Genomic DNA, 18,480 nt, shown 5'->3' on the forward strand with positions numbered 1-18,480 from the left:
CCCCCGCCATCCGCCCGACGAACGATGAGACCCCGCCTGCCATGCCCGACCCCGTGACCGCTCCCGCCCTGCCCCTCGTCTGGCGCCCCCGCCGGGCCAGACACGTCGCGTACGGCTTCGCCGTGCTCATCGTGCTCGGTGCCGTGTGGCTCGCGATCGCCATCCCCGAGCCGTTCATGCTGCCGGACAAGCTGGCCATCGTCGCTTTCGGCCTGGGCGTGGCCTGGGTCCTGCACCTGCTCGGCCGTGTGCGCGTCGAGGCCGACGCCCAGGGCGTCACGATCGTCAACGCCGTACGCACCCACCGCCGCACCTGGCCCGAGATCATCGGCGTCACCCTGCTTGAGGGCGAGCCCTGGCCCAAGGTCGACTTCTCCGACGGCCTCACGGTCGGCGCCATGGGCATCCAGGGCTCCGAAAAGGCCCGAGCCCGCCAGGCCACCCTGGAGTTCAAGGCCTTGATCCGCGAACACGGCGAGGCCTGACCGCCCCCTGCCATGCGAACGCCGGGCCCAGAAGGGCCCGGCGTCCGGTGAACCGTTGTGTCAGGGACCGTTGTGGCAGGGAAGGGTCAGTACTCGACCTTCAGCGAGGTTCCGGAGAAGGCGGTCTTGGCGTGCAGGGTGATGTAGTGGTAGCCGGCGGCGGGGGAGGGGATGGTGAGGGTTTCGGTGGAGGTGGAGGTGGAGGTGGCGGAGCGGTGGGTGTGGGCGGAGGTGGTGGCCCAGGTGGCGCGGTTGTAGTAGAGGTCGGCGTTGCCGGTGCCGCCCGAGGAGGTGATCTTCAGCGAGGTGACGCCGGAGGGCAGGTAGATGTAGAGGTAGGAGTACTGGCCGAGTGCGGCCGACAGGCTGGAGCGCTTGCAGTTGCGGTCGAGTTGCCTGCGGTCGGAGCCGGTGCATTCGGGCAGGTCGGTGGAGGAGACGGTGACCTGGCGGGTGGTGGTGCCGGTGGCGCCGTCGTCGTCGGTGACGGTCAGGCGCACGGTGTAGGTGCCGGCCGAGGTGTAGGCGTGGCTGGGATTGGCCGAGGTGGAGGTGGCGCCGTCGCCGAAGGCCCAGGAGCGGGCGGCGACGGTGCCGTCGGGGTCGGTCGAGGTGTCGGTGAACGTGGCGGTCAGGCCGTTGGTCGCGGCGGCGAAGGAGGCGGTGGGCGCCTGGTTGGTGGGCGTGCCTCCGCCGCAGGAGCCGGACGCGCAGGCGGCGAGCCAGGTCTGCCAGTCGCTGTCGTAGCGGCTGCCGATGGTGGAGGTCAGGAAGGTGCGGGCGGCGCTCCACGAGCCTGAGCGGTAGTGGCCGAGCACGGTGGCCAGGTCGGCGGGCCGCTTCTCCACCATGTACCGCACGGCCAGGTAGCCCCAGCGGTAGATGCGTGTGGTGTCGTGGTCGTAGGTGGTGTTCCAGAGCGTGGACAGCGCGTAGGTGCGGTTGGCGGCTTCGGCGATCGCGGCGTCGTAGGTGAGGTTGCGGTAGGAGTAGGAGATGTACTCGGCGAAGCCCTCGATCCACCAGATGGTGGGCGTGGTGACCCCGGCGGTGAAGTCGCCGTACATGTTGAAGCGGCCGTCGAGGTAGTGGGTGTACTCGTGGTTGAGGTTCCAGATCTGGAAGTCCGGCCGCATCCACTCGGCCTCGTAGGCGATGAAGCGGGGCTGGTTGCCCGCTGCGGAGGGGTTGCCCTCCAGGTACATGCCGCCGTTGTTGGTGTCGATGCCGAAGATGGCTCCGGCGTAGGTCTGGTAGTCGGTGCTGGAGTTGAAGACGTTCACCTCCAGGCGGGTGTTGTTGTCGCCCGACACGGGTCCGTTGTCGCGCACCACGTTGTGGAAGTAGGCGTCCTGCCCGGTCATGCTGGCGCAGCTGGCCTGCAGCTGGGCGGTGGTCATCTCCTGGGCGCGGATGGTGATGCTGGAGCCGCAGGAGTGGGTGATGCCGAGCACGGCCGAGGTCAGGCGCTGCTGCAGGTCGCAGATGTCGTAGTAGGCGCAGTTGGCGTTGTCGTAGTAGTCGGCCATCTCGGCCACGCCGACCCACAGCGCCGCGGTGGAGCCGCTGATGGAGCTGCGGGTGAGCAGGTCGCGGGCCAGCGGCCTGACCTTGGTACGCAGCGCGGTGTGCTGGACGAAGCGGGTGAGCTCACGTCCGGCGTTGGAGGTGAGGAAGCCGTTGTCGGTGCCGAGCAGGGCCAGGTTGTTCACGGCGAAGGAGCGCACGGTGTCGAGCAGGCTCTGGTCGGCGGTCACGGCGGTGACGAAGGCGGGCACCTGGTGGCCGCGGAAGAGCACCGTGTAGACGTTGTTGACCGCGACCAGCATCGACCGGTACGCGTTGTAGGAGCTGTTGTATCCGTTGAGCAGTCGCTTGACCACGTAGATGTAGCGGTCGTTCTCCTGCGCGCTGTCGATGAGCGTGACGGCCTCGGCCAGGATGGCGCCGTTGGCCTCGTTCACCCGCGTGGAGCCGGAGCCGGCGAAGAAGGCGTCGAGCCCGGCCTGGATGGCGCTCTTGAGCGTCTGCCCGTACGCGCCGACGGTGGAGGCGTTGTACCACTGGACGTAGTACCCGGCCCGCAGGTACATGACGAGCTGGTCGGTCGAGGTGGAGTTGTCGCCGGGGTAGGCGGCGCCGTTGTCGCGCAGCGCGTAGGCGACCGAGGTCATCTGCGCCTCGCGGAAGGCGTAGTAGGCGTCGCTGCCGGTCAGGTTGAACAGGGTGTTGACGCACTCGCTCGTCGAGGACTTGATCTGCTGGACGAGCGCGGAGCCGGTCCTCGAGGTGAAGTCGGAGACGTTGCACGCGGCGGCGGCGGCCGTCGCGCTCTTGCCCTGGGTGGCGGCGGGCTGCGGCCGCAGCGGTTCGTCGTAGTCGCGCCTGAGCGCGTCCTTGCTGGCGGCGACGGGCGGTCGCTCCTCGGCCGTGAGCGGGCTGCGCGTGACGTGCTGCGCGGGGTCGTCGAGCACGCTGGCCGAGGCGGGCGGCGGGTCCTTGACGACACTGCTCGCCTGCGCGGGCGCGGGGGCGGCCGACGCGGCGGTGGGTACGGCCTGCAGTCCGATGCCGAGCGCCAGTAACGGCACGACGAGCGCGGCGACGCGCCTGGACAGGGGGTGACGCATGATGGGACCTCCGGGGGGTGTCCACGAGTGAACGTGAGGCTGATGTGATATGTCACATATGCAGCCGCAGTCTTAACGCGAAAGCCCACCAGGTGTCATAACCCGCCGCATAATTCTTGGCTATGGACCTAGATATCCGGCATCTCCGCATGATCTGCGCCATAGCGGAAACGGGAAGCGTCACGAAGGCGGCGGCCCGCATGGGCCTGTCCCAGCCCGCGACGACCAACCAGTTGCGCCGGATCGAGGACATCGTCGGAGGCGAGCTGTTCGTCCGCAGCAGGTCGGGCGTGCAGCCGACCACGCTCGGCCGCCAGGTCATCGCCCGGGCCAGAATCGTGCTGGCCGAGGTCGACGCCCTGTTCGGCGACCTGCGAGGCGCGAGCGGCCCGGCCGGAGGCGTACGCGTCGGCTCGGTGCACCTGGCCTGCGTCGGCAGCATCGTCGACCGGGTCGGCGACGCCCTGCCCGGCCGGGAGATCTCCCTGCGCATCGAACCCTCGACCGTGCAGCTGGCCGAGGCGCTCGCCCACGGCCAGCTCGACGCCGCCCTGCTGGGCATCATCGAGGGCTTCGACGTCACGCTCGTCGCCCCCGTCGTCAGCAGGACGCTGATCCCGCGCTACCCGATCTTCGTCGCCCTGTCGTCGAGCCACCGCCTGGCCGGCGAGCAGGAGGTACGGCTGGCCGACCTCAGGGGCGAGTCGTGGATCAACCCGCCGGGCGCCGACGACGGCTCGCTGGCCGCACTGCGGGCCTCGTGCCGTGCGGTCGGCTACGAGCCGGACGTGCGCTACGACGCCCCCAGCGGCGCCGGTCGCCCGCTCGTCGCGGCCGGGCACGGCATCCGCCTGGTCGACCCCTCGTGGGCGGCGCAACCGGGCACGGTCGTCAGGCCGCTGGCAGGCGAACCGCAGGTGGCCAGGCTGGTCGTGGCCTGGCGCAGGGACAGGCTCAGCGACGAGGCGGCGGCAGCGGTGTACCGGGGGTTCGCCGCCGCCTACTGCGACCACGTCGACGACAACCCGGCCTTCAGGCGCTGGTGGGACGCCCACCCCGAGGTCCACCCGATGATCTGAGAACGCGGCACCACGATCGCCCCTGCCCGCCACGCCGTCGCGGACGTAGCCTGGTGGCGTGCTCAGGCGGACAATCACAGCAGTGGACATCGCATCACCCGCCCAGCTGGCCGAGATCCTCGACCGGCACGACTACCTGGCAGGCGAAGGCCTGGCCACGGCGGCCTTCCTCGCGCTGCGCATGGGCAGGCCGCTCCTGCTCGAAGGCGAGGCCGGAGTCGGCAAGACCGAGCTGGCCAGGACGCTGGCCGAGGTGTTCGAGGCGCCGCTGATCCGGCTGCAGTGCTACGAGGGCCTCGACGCCTCCCAGGCGCTCTACGACTGGGACTTCGCCCGCCAGCTCCTGCACCTGAAGGCGGCCGAGGCGGCGGGCGGCGGTGACGCGGCCCGGCTCGAAGGCGAGATATACGACCGGCGCTTCCTCATCGCCAGGCCGCTGCTGCGTGCCGTCGAGACCCAGCCCAGCGTGCTGCTCGTCGACGAGATCGACCGGGCCGACGACGAGTTCGAGGCCTTCCTGCTGGAGGTGCTGTCGGACTTCACGATCTCCGTGCCCGAACTCGGCACGATCAGGGCCGCCACCCCGCCGATCGTCGTCGTCACCTCCAACCGGACGCGCGAGGTGCACGACGCGCTCAAGCGCCGCTGCCTCTACCACTGGCTCGACCATCCCGCCTTCGAGCAGGAGGTCGCCATCCTGCTGCGCAGGAACCCCCGCTGCACCGAGGCGCTGGCCGCCCAGGTGGCGGGCGCGGCCGAACGCCTGCGCCGTCTCGACCTGGTCAAGGCGCCGGGCATCGCCGAGACGCTCGACTGGACCGAGGCGCTGCTCACCCTCGGCGCACGCGACCTGGACCCCGGCCTGGCCGCCGCGACGCTGGGCGCGGCGCTGAAGTACCGCGAGGACTTCGACGTCGTGCTCGGCAGCGGGGTGCTCGGCCGTGCCTGAGGCGGCGGCGGCCGTGGCGACGCTGACCGGCTTCGCCTGGACGCTGCGCGCGGCGGGCGTGGCCGCGGACGCGCACCGGCTGCGCGGCCTGCTGACCGCGCTGGCCCACCTCGACGCCCGCGACCCCCGCGCCGTCTACTGGGCCGGACGCCTCACACTCTGTTCGGGCCCCGACGACCTGCCCAGGTACGACCGCTGCTTCGCCGCCTACTTCGGCGGCGACACCGCCTCCGCGGCCGACGCCGCCACCCCGCTCGTCGTACGGCAGCGCCACGTCCTGCCCGGCGGCGCCGACGAGCAGGCGGCCGAGACCGAAGGCGCGCCCGCGACGGCCAGTGACGCCGAGCTCCTGCGCACGCGCGACGTCGCCGCGCTCACCGCCGCCGAACGCGCCGAGGTGCACCGCATGCTGGCCCTGCTCAGGGACAGAAGGGCGAGCCGCAGATCCCGCCGCCTCGAACCGGCGCGCCGAGGCGTGCTCGACAGGCGTGCGACGATCAGGCTGGCCCTGAAGGCCGGTGAGATCTCCGCCCTGCGCCGCAGGGACCGTGCCGAACGCCCGCGCAGGGTCGTCCTGCTCGTCGACGTCAGCGGTTCGATGGCGCCATACGCCGAGACGCTGCTGCGTTTCGCACACGCCCTGACCAGGTGCGAGCCGCGTGCGACGCTCACGTACTCGGTCGGCACCAGGCTGACGCCGATCACCGCCGAGCTACGCCACCGCGACCCCGGCACCGCGATGGCCGAGGTGTCCAAGGCCATTCCGGACTGGAGCGGGGGCACCAGGCTGGGGGAGGAGCTGAAGGAGTTCCTCACCCTGCAGGCGGCACGCGGGGCCACGGTCGTCATCGCCTCCGACGGCTGGGAACGCGGCGACCCCGCCCTGCTCGGCCGGCAGATGGCACGCCTGGCCAGACGCGCGAGACGCGTCATCTGGGTCAACCCGCACAAGGGGCACGAGGGATACCAGCCCCTCACCGGGGGGATGCGGGTCGCGCTGCCGTACGTGGACGAGCTGGTGGCCGGGCACAGTCTGGCCGCGTTCGAGGAGCTGGCGGAAAGGCTGTCGCATGCGTGAGGTGCTGCCCGAGATCATGCGCTGGTGGGAGTCGGGGCTGAGGTTCGGCCTGGCGACGGTCGTCAGCACCTTCAGCAGCGCGCCCAGACCCCCGGGCGCGGCGATGGCCGTACGCGGGGACGAGGTCGTCGGCAGTGTGTCGGGCGGCTGCGTCGAGGGCGCGGTGTTCGACCTGGCCGCCGAGATCGACGCACCCGTCCTGCAGAGGTACGGCGTGAGCGAGGACGACGCGTTCGCCGTTGGCCTGACCTGCGGCGGCATCATCGACATCCTGGTCGAGCCGGTGTCGAGGGAGAGCTTCCCCGAGCTGGGCGAGATCGCCGGATCGGTGCGCGCGCACCGGCCCGTCGCGGTGGCGACCGTGCTGTCGGGCCCCGGCCGGGTGGGCGCGCGCCGGGTGGTGTGGCACGAGCGCACCTCGGGCACGCTGGGCCTGGCCCGCCTGGACGAGGCCGTCGACGACGACGCCAGGGGCATGCTCGCCCAGGGGCTGACCGGGATCAGGCACTACGGCGAGCACGGCGAGCGGCGCCTGGACGACCTGGCGGTGTTCGTGCACTCGTTCGCGCCGCCGCCCAGGATGCTGGTGTTCGGCGCCATCGACTTCGCCGCGGCCGTGGCCAGGCTGGGCAAGTTCCTCGGCTACCACGTGACGGTGTGCGACGCGCGTCCGGTCTTCGCCACGGCCAAGCGCTTCCCCGAGGCCGACGAGGTCGTGGTCAAGTGGCCGCACGACTACCTGGCCTCGGTCGAGGTCGACGAGCGCACGGTGATCTGCGTGCTCACCCACGACCCGAAGTTCGACGTGCCGCTGCTGCGCGTGGCCCTGCGGACGAAGGCGGGCTATGTGGGCGCGATGGGCTCACGCCGTACGCACGAGGACAGGCTGGTGAGGCTGCGTGAGGCGGGGCTGGCTGAGGGCGACCTGGCCAGGCTGCGCTCGCCGATCGGCCTCGACCTGGGGGCGCGCACGCCGGAGGAGACGGCCGTCTCGATCGGGGCCGAGCTCATCCAGCTGCGCTGGGGCGGCACGGGCAGGCCGCTGACCGACACCCAGGGGCGCATTCACGGGGAGGGGTGAACGATGATCGCCGGACTCCTGCTCGCGGCGGGCGAAGGGAGCAGGCTGGGCACACCCAAGGCGTTGCTGGAGTTCCAGGGCGAACGCCTGGTCGACCGAGGGGTACGCACCCTGCACGAGGGCGGCTGCCATCCGGTCGTGGTCGTCCTGGGCGCGGCGACCGCCCAGGTCAGGGGGGCCGTCGTGGTCCGCAATCCGCACTGGGCCGACGGCATGGGCTCCTCGCTGCGTCTGGGCCTGTCCGCGTTGCCGCCCGCGGCGTCGGCCGTCGTGATCGCCCTGGTCGACCAGCCGTTCGTCGGGCCGCCCGCCGTACGGGCGCTGATCGGGAGTGGGGCCGCGGTGGCGGTGGCGAGCTTCGGCGGGGCCGGGCGCAATCCGGTGCTGATCGGGCGGGAGCACTTCGCCGAGGTCGCGGCGCTGGCCGAGGGGGACGTGGGGGCGCGGCCGTTCCTGCGGGCGCATCCCGGGCTGGTCACGCGGGTGGAGTGCGAGGGCGACCCGGCCGACATCGACACGCCGGAGGACCTGCGGGCGCTCGCGCTCAGAGCCGGAGGGCGGCCGTGGCGGCCCGATGGTCGCTGCCCTTGACCTCGCGTACGTCGGCCTCGGTCGCGGTCATGCCCTTGTACAGGATGTGGTCGGGCCTGGTGATCGGGAACGAGGCCGGCCAGGTGAAGCCGAAGCCCTGTCCCGCCTCCTGCTGTGCGTCGGACAGCGGGGGCACCAGATTGCCGAGCTGGCGGTCGGTGGTGGCGGTGTTGAGGTCGCCGAGCAGCAGCAGGCGCTTGCTGTCGTCCTTGCCGATCACGCGCTGGGCCGCGCGCAACATCTCGTCGCGCTGGGCGGTCTCGCCCGGCCGCGCCGACGCCATGTGCACGGCGTAGACGGTGACCTCGCCCTTGGGCGTCTCCACCACCGCACGCAGCGCACGCGCCCAGCCCAGGCCGAACTTCAGCGGCTTCTCGTCGCGGATCGGGTACTTGCTCCACAGCCCGATCGTGCTGACCCTCGCCTTGTGCGGGAAGAACTGGTCCAGCGCCTTGGCCGCGGGCCCGCCCGGGGTCAGCTCCTGCGCGGCGAACAGCTCGAAGTCGCCCGCGAGCGAGCGGACCGCCTCACCGGAGGCGTTGTTGACCACACCGACATTGAGCGTGGCCACCCGCAGGTCGCTGTCGCCGCCGGGGGAGGAGCGCAGCATCGCGGGCAGGAACAGCACCGCCCACACCAGCGCGGGCACCAGCGCCGCGACGATCGCCGCCTTCGACCGGGTCAGCAGGGCGAGCAGCAGCAGCACGGGCACCACGGCGCCGAGCCAGGGCAGTCCGCTCTCCAGCACGGTGGTCAGGCCGCCGAGCGGAGGGATGAGGCGATGCGCCGCCAGCACCAGAGCGATCACCACGGCGAGCACGACCACGATCCGGCTCAAGAGCCATCCTTCCCCTGCCCTCCGGACGGATCGCCGTCTGCCGCGCCCCGCCCGCCCACCCCTGGAACCGTCCAGGCTAGGCGCTCGCCTGCCCGTGTGCGAACGCGCTAACCTGGTTGCCGGAGCAACGGAACAACATTCGGTTCAGATCGCCGGAAGGAATACGACATGCGCATCGGGATGGCGCTCAACTATTCGGGCGGCTTCAAGGAGACCGTCGAGGCGCTGGCCGACTACGAGAAGGCCGGGCTCGACATCGTCTACGTGGCCGAGGCCTACAGCTTCGACGCCGTGAGCCAGCTCGGCTACATCGCGGCCAAGACCGAGCGCCTGGAGATCGCCTCCGGCATCCTGCCCATCTACTCGCGTACGCCGACGCTGCTGGCCATGACGGCCGCCGGGCTCGACTACGTCTCCGACGGCCGCTTCACCCTGGGCATCGGCGCCTCCGGCCCCCAGGTGATCGAGGGCTTCCACGGCGTGCCGTACACCGCGCCGCTCGGCCGTACCCGCGAGGTCGTCGAGATCTGCCGCAAGGTCTGGGCCAGGGAGAAGCTGGAGCACCAGGGCAAGCACTACACGATGCCCGTCGAGGGTGGCACCGGTCTCGGCAAGCCCTTGAAGATCATCAACCACCCGGTACGGCCGGACATCCCCGTTCTCATCGCGGCCATCGGCCCCAAGAACGTGGAGTTGGCCGCCGAGATCGCCAACGCCTGGCAGCCGATCTTCTACATGCCGGAGAAGGCCGCCGACGTGTGGGGCGCCTCGCTGGCGGCCGGAGCGTCGCGCCGATCGGCCGATCTCGGGCCGCTGGACGTCGTGGGGCAGTCGTTCCTGGCGATCGGCGAGGACGTGTCGGGGTACCTGGAGCTCGGCCGTCCGATGGCCGCGCTCTACATCGGCGGCATGGGCGCCAAGGGCAAGAACTTCTACAACGACCTGGCCAGGCGCTACGGCTTCGAGAAGGAGGCCGGGCAGATCCAGGAGCTGTACCTGTCGGGCCGCAAGAAGGAGGCCGAGGCCGCCGTGCCGCAGGAGCTGATCGAGTCGATGTCGCTGATCGGCTCCGAGGGCTTCGTCCGCGACCGGATCGCCGCCATGCGCGAGTCGGGGGTGACGACACTGAACGTCTCGCCGCTGGCGCGTACGCACGAGGAGCGGGTGCGTCTCATCGAGCGCGTGAAGGAAATCGCCAACGAGTGACCCCCGTCGTTCTGGATCACTAGCAGCCCCGGCCGATCTTGGCCGGGGCTTTCTCTTTCTTGTGACATAGCTAACAGGTACAGTCGGGAATATGGGGAACTTTGGTCGCTGTTGGACTCACTCGTGAGGTTCTCCGTAGTGATCGTGTGGCTCGTCGAGCGGCTCCACATCGATCTGTGCCGTGCCACCGGCGCCACGCTCTGTCGCTGATCGCGTCCGTTTCGCGCTAGATCGCACCTACCCCCTTCCTCACCAGCCCGTCCAGCCGCCGTGATCCGGCGGTCCTGGGGCATGGGCTTGAACACCCGGAGCACACCTCCATGAAAAGATTCTCCTTCTCGCTGCAGTTGCTGGCAGGTCTGGTCGCAGGCGTCGCGCTCGGATTCGTCGCGCGCACCTGGGACGTCGCCTGGCTGGCCGAGACGCTGACCAAGGTCGGCTCGATCTTCGTCCAGCTGCTGAAGCTGGCCGTACCCCCGCTGGTCTTCACCGCGATCCTGATCAGCGTCGCGAACCTCCGTAACGTCACCGGCGCCGCCAGGCTCGCGGGCCGGACGCTGTTCTGGTTCCTCGCGACCGCGCTGATCTCGGTGGCCTTCGCCATCGGCCTCGGCCTGATCATCAACCCCGGCCAGGGCGTCACACTCGACACCGCCGCCGCCAAGGCCGTCGACCTCGAAGGCGCCGGAACCTGGATCGACTTCCTGACCGGCATCATCCCGACGAACATCGCCACCGCCTTCACCGAGCTCAACGTTCTGCAGATCGTCTTCCTCGGCGTCGTCGCGGGCGCCGCGGCCCTGGCCATCGGCGACAAGGCCGAGCCGTTCCTCAACCTCAGCCGCTCGGTGCTCGAACTCGTCCAGAAGGCCCTGTGGTGGGTCATCCGCCTGGCCCCCATCGGTACGGCGGGCCTCATCGGCAAGGCCGTCGCCAACTACGGCTGGGACCTGCTGGCGCCCCTGGGCAAGCTCACCGCCGGTGTCTACATCGGTTGCGCGATCGTCCTGTTCGCCATCTATCCCGTGCTGCTGGCCTTCGTCGGCAAGGTCAACCCGATCCAGTTCTTCCGCAACTCCTGGCCCGCGATCGAGCTGGCCTTCGTCTCCCGCTCCTCCGTCGGCACCCTCCCGCTGACCCAGCGCGTCACCATCGAGCGCAACGGTGTCGACAGGGACTACGCCTCGTTCGCGGTGCCGTTCGGCGCGACCACCAAGATGGACGGGTGCGCATCGGTGTACCCGGCGCTGGCGGCCATCTTCGTGGCCCAGGTGTACAACATCCCGCTGGGCGTCGGGGACTACCTGCTGATCGCCTTCGTCTCGGTCATCGGCAGTGCGGCCACCGCCGGGCTGACCGGCGCGATCGTCATGCTGACCCTGACCCTGAGCACGCTCGGGCTGCCGCTCGAGGGCGTCGGCCTGCTGCTGGCCATCGACCCGATCCTGGACATGATCCGCACCGCCACCAACGTGGCCGGGCAGCTGGTGGTCCCCGTCCTGGTCGGCCGCCAGGAGGGCCGCCTGGACGAGGCGGTCTTCAACGCACCCCCGCAGCCCCTGGACGACGCTCCGGTGGCTCGCCCCGCCAAGGGCACGGGGGCGGAACCCGCACTGGCCTGACGTATTTTTCGTGCAGGCGGGAGGCCGATCCAGTCGGTCTCCCGCCTTTTCGCATGTTGAGCTGCGGCGACACCTGATTCGGGCAGGAAAGCCGTCTAGAAGAAATGTAGATCGTCCTGCTTGGCTTAGGGCAGGGATTTCGGGTGCCGGAAATACGGCCGAGGCTCGGGAATTCGGCCGGGCTCGGGAAATGGCGAAAGCGAGACGCAGGGGCCTCGCTTTCCCGGGTGTTTCCTAGTGGGCCAGTCCGGTCAGCCTGATGTTCACGAGGTAGGAGTAGAAGGTGGGGTGGGAGCCCGTCTTACGTCTTGGGATGATCTTGTTGGCGCCCACCTCGACGCCGCCGCAGTCGGCCGGCACGAGGGTGAAGGAGGCCAGCTCGAAGTTGGGCAGGGCCGGGGTCGGGTCGACCTCGATGAGCTTGATCGTGCGGTTGGTGCCGGACAGCACCGTGGTCGGGTCGTCGAAGGCGGCGCCCGTCCTGACGTCGCCGGAACCCATGTTCACCCAGCTCGCGGCGCCGGGGAAGGAGTTGCCGCCGACCTCGAACCGGATCTCGTCGTCGCCGAAGCGCTCGGCCGCGTCCTCCGCCGTGACGTCGGCGATGGTGACGCGGCACGACCTGGCGATGTCGGCATGGGCCGAGGCCGAGGGCAGCGCCGTCAGGCCGGCCGCGGTCAGGGCGAGTGCCGCCCCGGTGAGCACGATGGATCGCATGTGTGATTCCGCCTCTCGCAGTGTGCTGGGCGAGGCCCCCCGGCTCGCGGATGGTGATGCCTTGCGGACATGGTGGCGGCGTCGCGAACGACGCTCCCGGTCCAAAGGCGCATTCGCAGCGGGTATTTCGTCCTTGTCGGCGAGAGGCCCGGCACAACGCCGAGTACGGCCCGCGTCGCGGACCGTACTCGGAAAAGAGGCTGCTATTCCTTGGACATCAATGTCATCGCGTACAGGGCGATGGCCGCGAAGTCGTCCGCAGGTTCCGACGCCTGCCAGGAACGGACGTCGTCGACGAAGCGGCTGCCGTGACCGGTGAAACGCTCGTACCTGTCAACGCCGTCGGCCGGGCACCTGGTCATCTCGTCGAAGTGGCCGCCGAGGCCGTCGTCGAAGAGGGAGGCGCTGTTGGGGCCGTTGACGACGGCGCCGGTCGCGGGCCTACCGGTCAGATTGGCGATCTGGTAGTGGGAGCAGGTGATCGCCTTCTCGCCCACGCCGGTCATGAACGACACGCCCCACGCGTTGGCGCCGAAGGCCCAGTTGCGCTGGCGGGTGCCGAACGTGTCGTAGGTCCGGTCGCCGCTCACCGACCGATACAGCCGTGAGGTGGCGGCCAGGCCGAACGTACGAGGCACCGAGTCGAACTCGTCATAGCGAGCGCCCGCCCGGAACGGGTCGGCCGCCGAGCGCTTGGCGCCGATCTCCAGCTGGGCCTTCAGGTCGCCGAGCAGGTCGTGCTCGTCGACGGCCAGGCCCTTGACCTTGGCGCCGCGCATCGCCCTGAACAGGTCGGTGTGCGCCAAGGCGCTGACGTCGTAGAGGTTGAAGGTGTCGCCGGTGTCGTGGGCGAGGTACTGGCCCGCCCAGTGCGCCGCCTGCCGTACCCACTCGTTGGCCCTGCGGTCGCCGAGGCGCTGGGCGGCCAGGGCGAGTTGGGCGCCGCCGAGCTCCATGTCGTCGCGCCACACGCTCTCCGGGTAGAACGCCCAGGGCAGGGAGGTGACCAGGCGGCCGACGTCCTCGGTCTTGGCCAGGGCGTAGATGGAGGCGGCCTGGTCGAGCAGGCGCCTGGCCTTGGCACGGTCCGGCTCGACCTGAGCGGCCAGGGCGAAGGCGGCGGCGGTGCGGCCGGCCAGGTTCGGGCTGATCGGCTGGCCGGGAGGCGCGGCGCGGAAGACCGGGCGGTTGCGGATGTACGGGTGGTCGGAGGCGTCGTCGGTCTCGGGCAGGCGCCAGATGTCGTGGTCGCCGACGAAGCTCCCCTCGGCGTTGCCCGCGCCGATGCCGACCTGGATGTAGAGGGTCTTGGTGCTCTCGTCCCACATCTTGTCGAGGTACTTCAGGCCGTGCGCCGCCTCGGCCTTCAGGCGCGGATCGGTGTACGGGCCGCCGTCGCGCCTGGCCGCCCACAGCAGGGTGTCGACGTAGGCCAGGATGTGGGTGAACTTGAGATAGTCACCCGCGTCGAACCAGCCGCCCTCGACGTCGACCGGGCCGCCGATCTTCTTCAGCTCGCCCTTGATCTGGTCGGTGTCGGGCGAGGTGAAGACCGGCCATTCGTAGACGCTCGCGGAACGGTCGTTCAGGTGGCTCGGCCTGCGGATGGCGTCGGCGCCGTCGCGCTGGCCGCCGAAGAACGTCACCGCCTTCGACACCGGGTCGGCGAACAGCCCCGCCGAGCCGATCTGGAACTCCGACGACGTCGCACCGCCCGACTTGATCCGGTACCCGCCCGGCTGCCTGACCGAGGTCAGGTCGAGCTCGTACACGTGCCCGTACGCGGCGTTCCAGGCGCCCAGGTCGCGACCGGCGCGACTGCGCAGCACGGTACGGCCCTTGCGGTCGACGACGGTGAACGCGGCCGAGGCCGCGGGGCGCTCGGTCATCAGGTAGGCGTGCTTGACCTCGGCCGGGGTGAAGCCGACCTGGTCGACGCGGATGAGCCCCGCGACGTTCTGCGCTTCGGCCACGGCGGGCGTTCCCAACGTGATGGCGGTCAGGGCAAGTGCGGCGGCGGCAAGCCTGCGTCGACTCATCGGCTGCTCCGGCCACACGTCGTCGTCGGCTTCTCCTGGCGGCTCATCGGCTGCTCCTGTGAGGGGTGGGGCGGGAGCCCGTACATGCAAGGGAAAGTTAGGAAGCTTTCCTAACTTTCCTGTGCACGCTAGCCGGGGGGAGGGAGGGCGGTCAATAGGGGTGGGGGTGAGGGCGGGGAGCGTGCGGGCGGGGTGGGTGGGGGGCCTGCGTTGTGGGCTTGGGTGTGGCCCGGGGGCGGGCTCGGAGGTGGGGTGGGGGTTGAGGGGTTTGATCGTGGGTGTGGGTGTGGGTTGAGGTTTGGGGCGTGGGTCGGGGGATGAGGCTTGCGCGTGGCCTGGGGTGGGTTGAGGTTTGGGGCGAGAGGCGAGGCTTGCGCGTGGCCCTGGGTGGGGGCTGGCGTTGGGAGGTTGGGGTTGGGCATGGGCTGAGGTGTCGGCGTGGGCCCAGAGCTTGGGGGTGGCCCAGGTTGAGGCTTGGGGGCGTGGGCTGAGGTTCAGGCCTGGGCCTGGGCCTGGGAATAGGGGTTGGGGATGGCTGGGGCCTGGAATGGGTGGGGCTTGGCTGTGGGTTGGGAGGGGGGGCGACTCGGACACGGGGCGGTGCTTAGACATGGGGTGGGGCTGGACGTGAGTTTGGGCGTGAGCTTGGGGGCTGGGGTTGGAGTGCTTGGTTTAGAAGGTTGGCTTGGGCTTGACCTTGAGCTCTCACCCAGCGCATCAACCCCAACCCCCTCACTCACCAGCCCGCCGCACCTCAGCTCCCCGCGCCCCAACCCCCGCACCCCAACCCCCGCGCCCCAACCCCCGCACCCCAACCCACCCCAACCTCCAAAGCCCCACCCCCAAACCCCACCCACCCCCACCCCCCGAAGCCCGCGTACATTAACGAAATGACCGTCAATTACGGAGATCGCCGAGCCCGTCTGGCCGCCATGCTCCCCGCGCACGACGTAGGCGCACTGCTCGTCACCTCCCCGGTGAACGTCCGCTACCTCACGGGGCTCGACAGCTCCAACGCCGCCGTCCTCGTCCGGGCCTCAGGCAGCGCGACGCTGGCCACCGACTCGCGCTACATCGAGAAGACCCAGCGACTCGGTGTCGACGTCGTCGAGAGCAGTGACGTGGCGGGGGTGCTGGCCGAGCCGGGGATCGGGATCGAGGCGCACCACATGACCGTCGCGCTGTACAACCGGCTCGTCGACGGGCTGGTCCCGCTCGAACCGCTGGTCGAGGTGTTGCGTGTGGTCAAGGACGAGGGCGAGCTTGAGGCGCTGCGCACGGCGTGCGCGATCAGCGACCAGGCGTTCGCCGACATCATGGGGGCCATCAGGCCGGGCGTCACCGAGAAGGACGTGGCGCGGATCCTGGAGGCCAGGATGGTCGAGCTGGGCGCGGACAAGGCGGCGTTCGAGTCCATCGTCGCCGCGGGCGAGAACGGCTCCGTACCGCATCACTCGCCCACCGGCCGCGAACTGCGCCCGGGCGACCTGGTGACGATCGACTTCGGCGCGCTGTACCAGGGCTACCACGCCGACATGACCAGGACCGTGGCGTTGGGCAGGGCGGCGGACTGGCAGCGCGACCTGTACGACCTCGTCGCCGAGGCCCAGCGTGCGGGCAGGCACGCGCTGCGGCCGGGCGCGGTGGCCGCCGACGTCGACGCGGCGGCCCGCGAGGTGATCGCCGCCGCGGGGCACGCCGAGCACTTCAGGCACGGACTCGGTCACGGCGTCGGCCTGGAGATCCATGAGCAGCCGTTCCTCGGCCCCGCTCGCACGGGTAGACTTGAGGATCGAGTTCCGATCACCGTCGAGCCGGGGGTCTACCTTCCCGGCCAGGGTGGAGTCCGCATCGAGGACACTCTCGTGACACGCGAGGACGGACCGGAGCTCCTCACCAAGACGACCAAGGAGCTGCTCGTCCTTTGAGAGCGGCCGCACGCGGGAGAAACGAGTGGCGACGACCAACGACCTCAAGAACGGCATCGTGCTGAAGCTCGACGGCGGTGAGCTCTGGTCCGTTGTGGAGTTCCAGCACGTCAAGCCGGGCAAGGGCGGTGCCTTCGTACGCACCAAGCTCAAGAACGTGCTCTCCGGCAAGGTCGTCGACAAGACGTTCAACGCCGGCGTGAAGGTCGACGTCGCCAACGTCGACAAGCGCGAGATGCAGTACTCCTACAAGGACGGCGACGACTTCGTCTTCATGGACACCGAGACCTACGACATGGTCAACGTGAGCGCCAAGACCGTCGGCGACGCCGCCAACTACATGCTGGAGAACACCAACGCGGTCATCGCGTTCAACGAGGGCGCCGCGCTCTACGTCGAACTGCCCGCCGCGGTCGAGCTCACCATCTCCCACACCGACCCGGGCCTGCAGGGCGACCGCTCCACCGGCGGCACCAAGCCCGCCACGCTGGAGACCGGCGCCGAGATCAAGGTCCCGCTGTTCATCACGACGGGCGAGAAGATCAAGGTCGACACCCGCAGCGGCGAATACCTCGGCCGGGCCTGAGGTGTCCGCACGGGGCAAAGCACGCCGCAGGGCGCTTGACATCCTGTTCGAGGCCGAGGCGCGCGACGAGAACATCCTCGCCATCCTCGACGAGCGTGTGACCAGGCAGGAGCCGCCGGTCAACGACTACACCGCGGCGATCGTCGAGGGTGTGGCCAAGCACCTCGACCGCATCGACGAGCTCATCACCACCTATGCCGAGGGCTGGACGCTCGACCGCATGCCCGCGGTCGACCGCAACCTGCTGCGCGGCGGCACCTACGAGCTCCTGTGGATGCCGGACGTGCCCGAGGGCGTGGTCATCAGCGAGTGGGTGCACCTGGCGGCGGAGCTGTCGACGGACGACTCACCCTCGTTCGTCAACGGCCTGCTGGCCCGCTTCAAGCAACTGAAGCCGAGCCTGTCGCTCTAGCAGGGCGATGTCCCGCCGCCGTCCGCCCCGCGGCCGGCGGCGGAGCCGTCCCACACCCCCTCAGGTACGGCAGGCCAAGCACTGCTCTCCTCGCCGTCGCCACCCGGCCCCCGCCGCACGACGCCACTCGGGCGCACGTGGCACCCGCCCGGACGTCGCCCGCAGGGCTCAGTCGTGCCTGGCGCCCTCGTGGTCGGCATGCCCCACGGGTTCGAGCTGGATGGTGGAGTGCTCCACGTCGAAGTGCCCGGCCAGACACTCGTGCAGCCGGTCCAGCAGCGGCCCCGCGTCGGCCAGGGCGGAGCGCTCGACGACCACGTGGGCGGTCAGCACGGGCAGCCCGCTGGTGAGCGTCCAGGCGTGCAGGTCGTGCACGTCGACGACGCCCTCCTTCTGCAGCATGTGCTCCCGTACCCGCGACAGGTCCATGCCCTTGGGCGTGGCCTCCAGCAGCACGTCGACGGCCTCCTTGAGCAGCCGCCAGGCCCTCGGCAGGATCATCAGCGCGACCACGACGGACGCGATCGGGTCGATGACCTGCCACCCGGTCAGCCCGATGGCCACGGCCGCGACGACGACGGCGATGGAGCCGAGCAGGTCGCCGAGCACCTCCAGATAGGCGCCCCTGACGTTGAGCGACTCCTTCTGCCCGCGGTACAGCAGAGCCATCGACACGGCGTTGACGACCAGCCCGACCAGCGCGATCACCAGGACCAGCCCGCTGGAGACCTCGGGCGGCTCGAAGAAGCGCTGGTAGGCCTCGGCGAACACCCAGATCGCGATGCCGAACAGCAGCACCGCGTTGAACACCGCCGCCAGGATCTCCAGCCGGTAGTAGCCGAACGTGCGCTGCGGCGAGGCGGGCCTGGCGGCGAAGTGCGAGGCGATGAGCGCCATCAGCACGCCGGTGACATCGGTGGCGACGTGCAGCGAGTCGGAGATGAGGGCCAGGCTGTTGGCCGCGATCCCGCCGACGATCTGCACGACGAACACCACCGACGTGATCGCCACGACGATCACCATACGGCCTCTGTGCTGCGCCGTCGCGCTCGCCTGCCCGTGCCCGTGTCCCGCGCCCACCGTGACCTCCCCGTGATCCAGTATGCCCGCCGCCCCGGCCGCGCTCACGGCGGGCCCGCCCGTACGGGCCGCGGGTGAGGCACGAGGCCTGTGCGGCTCACCGGCAGGGGTGTGTTGCGCGTAGGCTGGGGCCCTCTGGGGAGCGAAAACCCCCTCTGG

Annotated in this window: 16 protein-coding genes; 11 read left to right on the top strand and 5 right to left on the bottom strand. The window is 70.3% G+C overall.

Annotated features, from left to right (window positions below):
- Positions 1-41: 41 nt before the first annotated feature.
- A complete protein-coding gene (locus ACTWNK_RS14855) occupies positions 42-485 on the top strand; it encodes a PH domain-containing protein (RefSeq protein WP_474304534.1) in 444 nt (147 codons plus the stop codon).
- A gap of 86 nt (positions 486-571) precedes the next feature.
- On the opposite strand, the gene ACTWNK_RS14860 is transcribed toward ACTWNK_RS14855, so the two are convergent.
- Positions 572-3,115, bottom strand: a complete 2,544-nt coding sequence (locus ACTWNK_RS14860) for a collagenase (RefSeq protein WP_474304535.1) — start codon at positions 3,113-3,115, stop codon at positions 572-574.
- Positions 3,116-3,237: 122 nt separating this feature from the next.
- On the opposite strand from ACTWNK_RS14860, the gene ACTWNK_RS14865 reads away from it, so the two are divergent.
- From ACTWNK_RS14865 to ACTWNK_RS14885, 5 genes are all read left to right on the top strand, one after another.
- Entirely contained in the window at positions 3,238-4,194 is a 957-nt protein-coding gene (locus ACTWNK_RS14865) for a LysR family transcriptional regulator (RefSeq protein WP_474304536.1), read from the top strand.
- Positions 4,195-4,276: 82 nt separating this feature from the next.
- Positions 4,277-5,143 (top strand): AAA family ATPase, encoded by an 867-nt coding sequence (locus ACTWNK_RS14870; RefSeq protein WP_474304537.1) that lies wholly within the window; start codon positions 4,277-4,279, stop codon positions 5,141-5,143.
- Positions 5,136-6,221, top strand: coding sequence for a vWA domain-containing protein (locus ACTWNK_RS14875; RefSeq protein WP_474304538.1), 1,086 nt, complete (start codon positions 5,136-5,138; stop codon positions 6,219-6,221). The genes ACTWNK_RS14870 and ACTWNK_RS14875 overlap by 8 nt, the downstream gene beginning before the upstream one ends.
- A complete protein-coding gene (locus tag ACTWNK_RS14880) occupies positions 6,214-7,302 on the top strand; it encodes an XdhC family protein (RefSeq protein WP_474304539.1) in 1,089 nt (362 codons plus the stop codon). The genes ACTWNK_RS14875 and ACTWNK_RS14880 overlap by 8 nt, the downstream gene beginning before the upstream one ends.
- A gap of 3 nt (positions 7,303-7,305) precedes the next feature.
- Positions 7,306-7,893, top strand: a complete 588-nt coding sequence (locus ACTWNK_RS14885; RefSeq protein WP_474304540.1) for a nucleotidyltransferase family protein — start codon at positions 7,306-7,308, stop codon at positions 7,891-7,893.
- Here ACTWNK_RS14885 and ACTWNK_RS14890 read toward each other — a convergent pair.
- Positions 7,847-8,731 (bottom strand): endonuclease/exonuclease/phosphatase family protein, encoded by an 885-nt coding sequence (locus ACTWNK_RS14890; protein WP_474304541.1) that lies wholly within the window; start codon positions 8,729-8,731, stop codon positions 7,847-7,849. The two genes, ACTWNK_RS14885 and ACTWNK_RS14890, sit on opposite strands and share 47 nt — an antisense overlap.
- 168 nt (positions 8,732-8,899) lie before the next feature.
- Here ACTWNK_RS14890 and ACTWNK_RS14895 point away from each other — a divergent pair, with 168 nt between their 5' ends.
- Positions 8,900-9,937, top strand: a complete 1,038-nt coding sequence (locus tag ACTWNK_RS14895) for an LLM class F420-dependent oxidoreductase (protein WP_474304542.1) — start codon at positions 8,900-8,902, stop codon at positions 9,935-9,937.
- A 320-nt stretch (positions 9,938-10,257) separates the two neighbouring features.
- Positions 10,258-11,559 carry a dicarboxylate/amino acid:cation symporter gene (locus tag ACTWNK_RS14900; protein ID WP_474304543.1) on the top strand — a complete coding sequence of 434 codons (1,302 nt, stop codon included), beginning with the start codon at positions 10,258-10,260 and terminating at the stop codon, positions 11,557-11,559.
- Positions 11,560-11,793: 234 nt separating this feature from the next.
- Here the strand turns inward: ACTWNK_RS14900 and ACTWNK_RS14905 are convergent, their stop codons facing one another.
- On the bottom strand, positions 11,794-12,276 hold the full coding sequence (locus ACTWNK_RS14905; protein ID WP_474304544.1) for a hypothetical protein: 483 nt from the start codon (positions 12,274-12,276) through the stop codon (positions 11,794-11,796).
- Between the two features lie 203 nt (positions 12,277-12,479).
- Complete coding sequence (locus ACTWNK_RS14910; RefSeq protein WP_474304545.1) at positions 12,480-14,315, bottom strand: glycoside hydrolase family 9 protein; 1,836 nt, start codon at positions 14,313-14,315, stop codon at positions 12,480-12,482.
- An 890-nt stretch (positions 14,316-15,205) separates the two neighbouring features.
- Between ACTWNK_RS14910 and ACTWNK_RS14915 the strand changes: the two genes are divergently transcribed.
- From ACTWNK_RS14915 to nusB, 3 genes are read left to right on the top strand one after another with little or no spacing between them, the layout of a single operon-like run.
- Positions 15,206-16,243: a M24 family metallopeptidase gene (locus tag ACTWNK_RS14915; protein ID WP_474304546.1), complete on the top strand. Its 1,038-nt coding sequence runs from the start codon at positions 15,206-15,208 to the stop codon at positions 16,241-16,243.
- Between the two features lie 25 nt (positions 16,244-16,268).
- A complete protein-coding gene (efp, locus tag ACTWNK_RS14920) occupies positions 16,269-16,829 on the top strand; it encodes an elongation factor P (RefSeq protein ID WP_474304547.1) in 561 nt (186 codons plus the stop codon).
- Between the two features lies 1 nt (position 16,830).
- The gene (gene nusB / locus ACTWNK_RS14925) at positions 16,831-17,241 is read left to right on the top strand and encodes a transcription antitermination factor NusB (RefSeq protein WP_474304548.1); all 411 of its coding nucleotides are present in this window, start codon (positions 16,831-16,833) and stop codon (positions 17,239-17,241) included.
- A gap of 168 nt (positions 17,242-17,409) precedes the next feature.
- On the opposite strand, the gene ACTWNK_RS14930 is transcribed toward nusB, so the two are convergent.
- Positions 17,410-18,321 carry a cation diffusion facilitator family transporter gene (locus ACTWNK_RS14930; RefSeq protein WP_474304549.1) on the bottom strand — a complete coding sequence of 304 codons (912 nt, stop codon included), beginning with the start codon at positions 18,319-18,321 and terminating at the stop codon, positions 17,410-17,412.
- Positions 18,322-18,480 lie beyond the last annotated feature (159 nt).

This window comes from Nonomuraea sp. IBHARD001 (genome assembly GCF_056106265.1).